We start from the raw sequence: 8,560 nt of genomic DNA on the forward strand, positions 1-8,560 counted from the left end.
GGAGTCACAGCCCGCGGCCCGCGTCGCGCAGCCGTGCCAGCTTCCGCCCGGCCTTGAGGTAGACACCGGTGGCGCCGGCGCCGGCCAACTGCTCGTCGACGACCTCGGCCAGCGGCCGCAGCGCGTCCGACTCGGCCAGCACCACGGCCGTTTGGCCGTCGGCCTCGCGCTCCACCACCAGGCGCAGCGCCTTCTGCTTGGCCAGCCGCCGCGCGGCCGAGGCGCTGGGCGCGAACTCCAGCACCTTGGTCAGCACCGTGGCGACGCCGTCCGCGCCGTGCTCGGCCAGGTCGACCTCCGGCAGGGTCTCCACATCGGTGAAGCTCTTCCGTGAGAACTGCGCCGCGAAGCCGGCGCGGGCTGCCATCGCCGCGTCGAGGCCGTGCAGGGCGGCGACCATCTCGCCGGCGAGGACGCGCTTGAGGTCCATCGGGTGCACGGCGCGTTCGCCGACCCGGGCCAGCACCGCCGAGATCTCAGCGTCGGTCCACTCCGTCCACGCCCGCAGGTAGGGCTCCATCAGCCGGTCCGGAATCGACATGATCTTGCCGAAGACGTCCTCGGCGCTCGCGGTCAGCGACACCGCGTTCCCCAGCGACTTCGACATCTTGGCGCCCGACCCGTCGGTGCCCTCGATCAGCGGGTTGGTGGCGATCAGCTGCGGGCGCAGGCCGTAGACCTCCATCACCCGGCGGCCCATCTGCATGTTGAGCAGCTGGTCCACCCCGCCCAGCTCGATGTCGGCGTCGATCTCCGCGGAGTCGATGGCCATCGCGACCGGGTAGATCAGCTCGGACATGGTCAGCCCGTGCCCGGCCTCCAGCCGCTTGCGGAAGTCGTCGCGCTGCAGCAGCGCCGACGCCGGCACCTGGGCCAGGATGCCGATGAGCCGGGGCAGCGTCACGGCCGCCAGCCACTCGCTGTTGTGGCGGACCGAGACCTGCTCGAAGTTGAAGAACGGCTTCACCTGGGCGCGGTAGCCCGCCAGGTTGCGCGCGATGTCCTCGTCGGTGAGCGGCGGGCGTTCCGCCGAACGCCCGGACGGGTCACCGATCTTGGCGGTGATGTCGCCGATGATCAGCGTCACCCGGTGACCCATGCGCTGGAACCGGCTGAGCTGGATCATCGGGACGGTGTGACCGAGATGGACCTCGGTGGCCGTCGGGTCGATGCCCAGCTTGACGTGCAGGCCGCCCTCGGCCCGCGCGGTCTCGATCCGTTCCGTCAGCAGTTCCACCGACGGAAGGACGTCCACCGCGCGGGCCGCGATCAGCTCGGCCTGCTCGGCCGCGCTCAGGTCCGTCAGGTCCAGATAGCGCCGCGCGCCGGTCTCCTCCAGCAGCTCCCGCACGACGGTGTCGGAGGAGAGGTCCTGCGCCAGAAGGGCGCTGGCGCGTGCTACGGATTCGCCGAGGCGTGTCACTGTCGGTCCTGACGGTCGAGTGAGCGGAAACGGTCGGGCGCGATTCTACGCGGCCGGGCCGCTCCGGCTCCCGGGCCGCCGCTCAGACTCCCTGGCTCACCGAGCTCATGTGGAAGTCCTCGACGCGCAGCGCCGGCATGGCGGTCGGACCGAAGTAGTCCGTCCACTCCCGGGACAGGCAGCGCTCCGTCCGGCCCGCCTCGGTGGCGCGGGCGATCACCTCCAGCGGTGACTCGTTGAACCGGAAGTTGTTGACCGCCCCGGTGACCTCGCCGTTCTCCACCAGGTAGACACCGTCCCTGGTCAGCCCCGTCATCAGCAGGTTCCTGGGGTCCACCTCGCGTATGTACCACAGGCTGGTCAGCAGCAGCCCGCGCTCGGTGCGGGCCACCATCTCCTCCAGCGAACGGGTGCCGCCCGCGTCCAGTACGAGGTTGTCGGTGCGTGGTGCCGAGGGCAGGCCGGTGAGCGCGGAGCCGTACCGGGAGGCGGGCAGGGCCCGCAGCGTGCCGTCCTTGATCCAGTCGCTGCGGCGCAGCGGCACCCCGTTGTCGAAGACGGAGGAGCCCGGCCCGATCGTCCCGCCGGAGGCGTGGGAGATCACGAACGGTGCCGCGGTCAGTCCCGGGGCGCCGGGGTCGCTGTAGAGGTCGAAGGGCAGCTCGGTCAGCCGTTCGCCGATCCGGGTGGTCCCACCGGGGGCGCTGAAGAGGGTGCGGCCCTCCGCGGCGTCCCGGGCGTCGGCCATCCAGTGCTGGTAGATCTGGAGGTCCGCCACGGCCACCGGCGGCAGCAGCGTCTCGTACCGGCCGGCCGGCAGCTCCACCGAGCGTTCCGCCCAGCCCAGACGGCGTGCCAGCTCCGCGTCCATCGCCGCGATGTCCACGTCGGCGAAGTCGTCGGCGGCCTGGTTGGTCCAGGCCGAGCGGGTGCGGTCGGGGGACTTCGCGTTCAGCTCGACGGTGCCCATCGGCTGGTCGTGCCGCAGCCGGGCGCCGGCCGAGGTGCCCAGGTAGGTGGAGACCGACTGGTGGGAGGCGAAGCCGAACAGCTCGCGCCCGCCGGAGGCCGCGGTGGCGAAGGTCTCGCCCAGCGCCGTCGCGAAACCGTCGAACAGCCGGGGCGAGGTGACCAGCGGGGGAGCGGTGAAGTCGCCGCTGTCCGCACCGGGCCCGGCGAGCGGCTGGGCGTCCTCCATCGGCCCGGAGCCCCGCGCCGCGTCCTCGGCGGCGCGCACCAGCGACTCCAGCTCGCCGGCGGTCGCACCCCAACGGGAGACCACGCCCGCCGCCGTGCCCTCGGCGCCGCCGACCGTCGCGATCACCGTCACCCGGCGTTCCTGGGTGGCGCCGTTGGTGGTCAGCGCGTTACCCGCCCACCGCAGGTTGACGCTCGATCGCTCCTCCACGATGGCCACCGTGCCGTCCGCGCGGGAGAGCTCCAGCGCCCGCTCGACGATCTCGTGCGGCCGGTCCGTCGTCCTGCCCGTCATCCCCATCACCCGTCCACCCTGCTCTGTCGTCGGTCGCCGTCGTGCTGCCGTGCCCGCGCCGGGCCCCCGCCCGGCTCCTCGCGCGTGCTCACCGTGCGCCCGCCTCCTCGCCGGTGTTCAGGATGCGCACACCGCGGAAGAGCGCGGAGGGGCAGCCGTGCGAAACCGCCGCGACCTGGCCCGGCTGCGCCTTGCCGCACATGAACGAGCCGCCGAGCACATAGGTCTGCGGCCCACCGACCGCCTCCATCGAGCCCCAGAAGTCCGTGGTCGTCGCCTGGTAGGCGACGTCGCGGAGCTGCCCCGCGAGCCGGCCGTTCTCGATCCGGAAGAAGCGCTGCGCCGTGAACTGGAAGTTGTACCGCTGCATGTCGATCGACCAGGACTTGTTGCCCACCGCGTAGATGCCGCGCTCCACCCGGGAGATCAGCTCCTCGGTGTCCGGCCCGTCCGGCGCCGGCTTGAGGGAGACGTTGGCCATCCGCTGCACGGGGACGCTCGAGGGGGAGTCGGCGAAGGCGCAGCCGGTGGAACGGCCCAGCCCCTGGCGGGCGGCCATCGCGCGGTCCGTCTGGTAGCCGACCAGGACGCCCTCGCGGATGAGGTCCCAGGACTGGCCCGCCACTCCCTCGTCGTCGTAGCCGATGGTGGCCAGACCGTGTTCGACGGTGCGGTCACCGGTGACGTTCATCGCTGGGGAACCGTAGGCGAGCGTCCCCAGCTGGTCGAAGGTGGCGAACGAGGTGCCCGCCATGGCCGACTCGTAGCCCAGCGCCCGGTCCAGCTCGGTGGCGTGGCCGACCGACTCGTGAATGGTCAGCCACAGGTTGCTCGGGTCCACCACCAGGTCGTACGTTCCCGCCTCCACCGAGGGCGCCGTCATCTTCCGCGCCAGCAGCTCCGGCATCTCGGCCAGCTCCGACGCCCAGTCGTAGCTGTCGCCGGTCAGGTACTCGAAGCCGCGCCCCGCGGGCGGCGCCAGCGTCCGCATCGAGTCGAAGAGCCCGGTGGCGGAGTCCACCGAGACGGCGGTCAGCTCGGGGCCGACCCGTACCCGCTGCTGGGTGGTCACCGTGCCCGCGGTGTCCGCGTAGAACTTGTTCTCCTGCACCGACCACAGCCGGGCGTTCACATGGGTGACGCCCTCGCCCGCCAGCAGCCGCGCCGACCAGTCCGCGAGCAGCTCGGTCTGCTCGGCCACCGGCACGTCGAACGGGTTGACCTCGTAGGAGGAGATCCAGCTCCGCTCCCCGTGCGAGGGCTCCTCGGCCAGCTCCACCCGGCCACCCCCGCCGGACGCGCCGCTCACCCGCGCCGCGAGCTTCGCCATCGCCACCGCCTGGCCCGCGACCCGTGCCGCGCCGTCCATGGTCGGTTCGAGCCCGGCGGCGAAGCCCCAGCTTCCGCCGTGCAGCACCCGGACCGCGTAACCGCTGTCGGAGGTGTCGTCCGCTCCGGACAACCGGGCGTCCCGCAGGTTCAGTTCGGAACTGCGCACCCGCTCGTACCGGAAGTCGGCATGATCGGCGCCGAGCGCCCTGGCCCGGGCCAGGGCAGCGTCCGCGAGGGCGCGCAACGGAAGCGCGAGGAAGGACTCGTCGATCGATGGGGGCACGGGCAGCTCCTGGAGGTCTCGGCCGGCTTCTGCGGGCGGCGCCTGCTGCGGGCCGCCCGGCGACCCCGCCGATCATGCCGTGCGGCGGGCCCCGGTGCCAGGGCCTTGGAGAGACTCCGCCCTGTAGGAACCCGACAGGTCGCGGGGGGAGTGGCTGTGCCGGACCGCGTCCCGGCCGCGCCGCCGCGCCCGATAGCGTGGAGCCCGCACTCGACATGGAGAAAGGGTGGTCCCTTGAGCCGCTCGGTACTGGTCACCGGAGGAAACCGCGGGATCGGCCTGGCCATCGCCCGGTCCCTCGCCGAAGCCGGCGACAAGGTCGCCTACACCTACCGCTCGGGGGAGCCCCCGGCCGAACTCACCGAGCTGGGCTGCCTGGCGGTGAAGTGCGACATCACCGAGCCGGAGCAGGTGGAGCAGGCCTACAAGGAGATCGAGGCCACCCACGGCGCGGTCCAGGTACTCGTCGCCAACGCCGGCGTCACCCGTGACCAGCTGCTGCTGCGCATGTCCGAAGAGGACTTCGCGACCGTCGTGGACACCAACCTCACCGGCACCTTCCGGGTCGTCAAGCGCGCCTCGCGCGGCATGCTGCGCGCCCGCAGCGGCCGGATCGTGCTGATCTCCTCCGTCATCGGGCTGCTCGGCGGCGCGGGGCAGGCCAACTACGCCGCCTCCAAGGCCGGACTGGTGGGCTTCGCCCGCTCCATCGCCCGGGAGCTGGGGTCGCGTTCGATCACGTGCAACGTGATCGCGCCCGGCTTCGTCGACACCGACATGACCCGCGCGCTCAGCGACGAGCAGCGCGCGTCCATCGTCAAGCAGGTCCCGCTCGCCCGGTACGCGGAGCCGGCGGAGATCGCCGCCACCGTCCGTTTCCTGGCGTCCGACGAGGCCGCGTACATCACTGGTGCCGTCATTCCGGTTGACGGCGGATTGGGCATGGGTCACTGAACCATGAGTGGAATTCTCGCCGGCAAGCGCATCCTGGTCACCGGGGTGCTCACCGACGCTTCGATCGCCTTCCATGTGGCGCGGCTCGCGCAGGAGGAGGGCGCCGAGGTGATCCTCACCGGCTTCGGCCGGCTCTCCCTGGTGAAGCGCATCGCCAAGCGTCTCCCCAAGGAGGCGCCGGTGATCGAGCTGGACGTGCAGAACCAGGAGCAGCTCGACGGCCTCGCCGACGCGGTGCGTGCCCACTTCGGTGACGACGCCTCCCTGGACGGCGTCGTGCACTCCATCGGCTTCGCGCCGCAGGACGCGCTGGGCGGCAACTTCCTCAACACCGGCTGGGACTCGGTCTCCACGGCCGTCGAGGTCTCCGCCTACTCGCTGAAGTCGCTGACGATGGCGACGCTGCCGCTGCTGGAGAAGCGCGGCGGGTCGGTGGTCGGCATGGACTTCGACGCGCAGGTGGCATGGCCCAAGTACGACTGGATGGGCGTGGCCAAGGCGGCGCTGGAGGCGACCTCCCGCTACCTCGCCCGCGACCTCGGTTCGCGCGACATCCGCTGCAACCTGGTCTCGGCCGGCCCGATCAAGTCGATGGCCGCCAAGTCGATCCCCGGCTTCGAGGAGCTGGCGGACGTGTGGAACACCCGCGCCCCGATCGGCTGGGACCTGGACGACCCGGAGCCCGCCGCGCGCGGCGTGGTCGCCCTGCTGTCGGACTGGTTCCCGAAGACGACGGGCGAGGTCGTCCACGTCGACGGCGGCGTCCACATGATGGGGGCCTGAGCCTGATCCCCGCCGCCCGCGGGCGGCACGCGACGAGGGGCCGGGGAGTCACCACAGCGGTGACTTCCCGGCCCCTCGGCACGTGGCCCGCGAGCGCGGTCCGCGCCTACTCCGCCGCGACGCCGCGGCAGGTGAGCGCGTACGAACCGGCCTCCGCGGCGGCCGTCTCCGCGTCGCCGTCGCGAATGGCGGTGACCAGGCGGGCGTGGTCCAGGTGGTCCTCGGCCCGCAGCTCGTCGCCGACGTCGTGACGGAGGAAGGCGCGCAGCACCGCTCCCAGGTCGGCGTAGAGCGCGGTCAGCACCTCGTTGTGGGACGCCTTGACCACCGACATGTGGAACGTGGCGTCCGCCTCCACGAAGGCGTCCACGTTCCCGCTGGCCCAGGCGTCCTCCCGCCGTGAGAGCAGCGTGCCGAGGAGGGCCACGTCCGCCTCCGTCCTGCGGGTCGCGGCGAACCGGGCGGCGGCGGCCTCCATGGTGGAGCGCAGCTCCGCGACGTGCCGGGGATCGGCGTCGGCGAAGCGGCGGTGCATCACCCCGGCCAGTTCGCTGGTGGCCAGCACATAGGTGCCCGATCCCTGCCGGATGTCCAGCAGGCCGTTGTGGGCCAGCGCGCGGATGGCCTCGCGCACGGTGTTCCTGGCCACACCCAGCTGTTCCACCAGCTCGGGCTCGGTGGGGATGCGGGACCCCACCGGCCATTCGCCGGAGGTGATCTGCCGGCGCAGTTCGATGATCACCTGGTCCGCGAGGGCGGAGCGCCGGGGTGAGGTCAGTGGCATGGTTCTCCCGGGAGCCGTTTGGCCTGACACATCCAATGATTCTATGATGCCACCATGGCGTACAGGCACGACGGTGACACCCTGCGGGAAGCATCTCCCGCCACGACCCCGGCGGGAACCAGCAAGGCCGCCATGTCCCAGCGAATGGCGCTGCTCGTCGCCGTCGGCCTCGTACTCGCCGCCGTCAACCTCCGCCCCGCGATCTCCGGACTCGGCCCCCTGCTCGAAGAGGTCCGCGCCGCGCTCGGGATGAACGCCACCGTCGCCGGCCTGCTCACCTCCGTCCCCGCGCTCTGCTTCGCCGTCTTCGGCGCAACCGCCCCGCGGCTCGCACGCAGGTTCGGACCGGTCGCCGTCCTGGTCTCCGGCATGGCCGCCATCACCCTGGGCGTCGCGCTGCGCCCGCTCTCCGGCGGCACCGGCGTCTTCCTCGCCACCAGCGCGCTGGCGCTGGCCGGTATCGCCGTCAGCAACGTGCTGCTGCCCGTCATCGTCAAGCGGTACTTCCCCGACCGGGTCGGCACCATGACCGGCCTCTACTCCATGGGCCTGGCCCTGGGCACCGCGGGGGCCGCCGCCTTCACCGTGCCGCTCACCCACGCCGTCGGCGGCGGCTGGCGCACCGGCCTGCTGCTGTGGGCGGCACCCGCCGTCCTCGCCCTGGCCTGCTGGACCACCGTGGCACTGCGGGACCGGGCCGCCGCCCGCACCGGCGCGCCGGGAGCCCCCACGCCCGCCGACGCACCCCCGGTGCGGGTGACCCGCTCACCCACAGCCTGGGCCCTCGCCGTCTTCTTCGGACTCCAGGCCACCGGCGCCTACATCACCATGGGCTGGATGCCGCAGATCTACCGCGACGCCGGGATCACCGCGACCACCGCCGGCACCCTGCTCGCGGTGACCATGGGCATGGGCATCCCGCTCTCCTTCGTCCTGCCGCGGCTGGCCTCCCGCCTCTCCCACCAGGGGCCGCTGATCGCCGTGCTCGGCCTGTGCGGCATCGCCGGCTACGCCGGACTGTGGTTCGCGCCCGCCGCCGGAGCCTGGGCCTGGGCCGTGCTCCTGGGAGTCTCCAACTGCGCCTTCCCCGTGGTGCTCACCCTGATCGGGCTGCGCGCCCGCACCGGCGCCGGAGTCGCCCGGCTCTCCGCGTTCGTCCAGAGCACCGGCTACCTGATCTCCATCCCCGGCCCGCTGCTGGTCGGCACCCTCTACGGCTCGACGGGCGGCTGGCACGCGCCGCTGCTGTTCATGATGGCCCTGCTGGTCTGCCAGATCTCCGTCGGCGTCCTCGCGGGCCGCAACCGCGTCATCGAGGACGGCGGCTGACGGGTGCGCCGGGCGTGCGAGACTGGCCCCATGCCGGTACTCGACCCCAACCCTCCCAAGGGCCAGACCCGACTGCTCCAGATCCTCGGAGCGATGCTCGCCATCGGCGCCGTGATCTCCGTGATCGCCGTCATCGCCTCCCCCTGACGGGACCCCCACCGCCCCGGGGTGGTGCTGTCC

General features: G+C 72.4%; 8 protein-coding genes. 4 read left to right on the forward strand and 4 right to left on the reverse strand.

The annotated features are described in order from the left end of the window. Window positions 1-4 precede the first annotated feature (4 nt). The 3 genes from tyrS to E0D90_RS01700 form a co-directional block, all read right to left on the reverse strand. On the reverse strand, window positions 5-1,423 hold the full coding sequence (tyrS, locus tag E0D90_RS01690) for a tyrosine--tRNA ligase (RefSeq protein WP_130796352.1): 1,419 nt from the start codon (window positions 1,421-1,423) through the stop codon (window positions 5-7). An 82-nt stretch (window positions 1,424-1,505) separates the two neighbouring features. Further along, window positions 1,506-2,915, reverse strand: coding sequence for a TldD/PmbA family protein (locus tag E0D90_RS01695; protein WP_130796353.1), 1,410 nt, complete (start codon window positions 2,913-2,915; stop codon window positions 1,506-1,508). 88 nt (window positions 2,916-3,003) lie between these two features. Continuing rightward, complete coding sequence (locus tag E0D90_RS01700; RefSeq protein ID WP_103502220.1) at window positions 3,004-4,530, reverse strand: TldD/PmbA family protein; 1,527 nt, start codon at window positions 4,528-4,530, stop codon at window positions 3,004-3,006. A gap of 234 nt (window positions 4,531-4,764) precedes the next feature. On the opposite strand from E0D90_RS01700, the gene fabG reads away from it, so the two are divergent. Continuing rightward, window positions 4,765-5,484: a 3-oxoacyl-[acyl-carrier-protein] reductase gene (gene fabG / locus E0D90_RS01705; protein WP_103502219.1), complete on the forward strand. Its 720-nt coding sequence runs from the start codon at window positions 4,765-4,767 to the stop codon at window positions 5,482-5,484. 3 nt (window positions 5,485-5,487) lie between these two features. Beyond that, entirely contained in the window at window positions 5,488-6,267 is a 780-nt protein-coding gene (gene fabI / locus E0D90_RS01710; RefSeq protein ID WP_130796354.1) for an enoyl-ACP reductase FabI, read from the forward strand. Between the two features lie 106 nt (window positions 6,268-6,373). Here fabI and E0D90_RS01715 read toward each other — a convergent pair whose 3' ends face one another. After that, window positions 6,374-7,051 carry a FadR/GntR family transcriptional regulator gene (locus E0D90_RS01715; protein WP_103529013.1) on the reverse strand — a complete coding sequence of 226 codons (678 nt, stop codon included), beginning with the start codon at window positions 7,049-7,051 and terminating at the stop codon, window positions 6,374-6,376. A gap of 54 nt (window positions 7,052-7,105) precedes the next feature. Here E0D90_RS01715 and E0D90_RS01720 point away from each other — a divergent pair, with 54 nt between their 5' ends. Together E0D90_RS01720 and E0D90_RS28240 are read left to right on the forward strand one after the other, a co-directional pair. Then, window positions 7,106-8,380, forward strand: coding sequence for a CynX/NimT family MFS transporter (locus E0D90_RS01720; protein ID WP_103502216.1), 1,275 nt, complete (start codon window positions 7,106-7,108; stop codon window positions 8,378-8,380). A gap of 30 nt (window positions 8,381-8,410) precedes the next feature. Further along, the gene (locus E0D90_RS28240; RefSeq protein WP_258037081.1) at window positions 8,411-8,527 is read left to right on the forward strand and encodes an SGM_5486 family transporter-associated protein; all 117 of its coding nucleotides are present in this window, start codon (window positions 8,411-8,413) and stop codon (window positions 8,525-8,527) included. Window positions 8,528-8,560 lie beyond the last annotated feature (33 nt).

The sequence above is a fragment of the Streptomyces otsuchiensis genome, assembly GCF_004305975.1.
Lineage (GTDB): Bacteria > Actinomycetota > Actinomycetes > Streptomycetales > Streptomycetaceae > Streptomyces > Streptomyces otsuchiensis.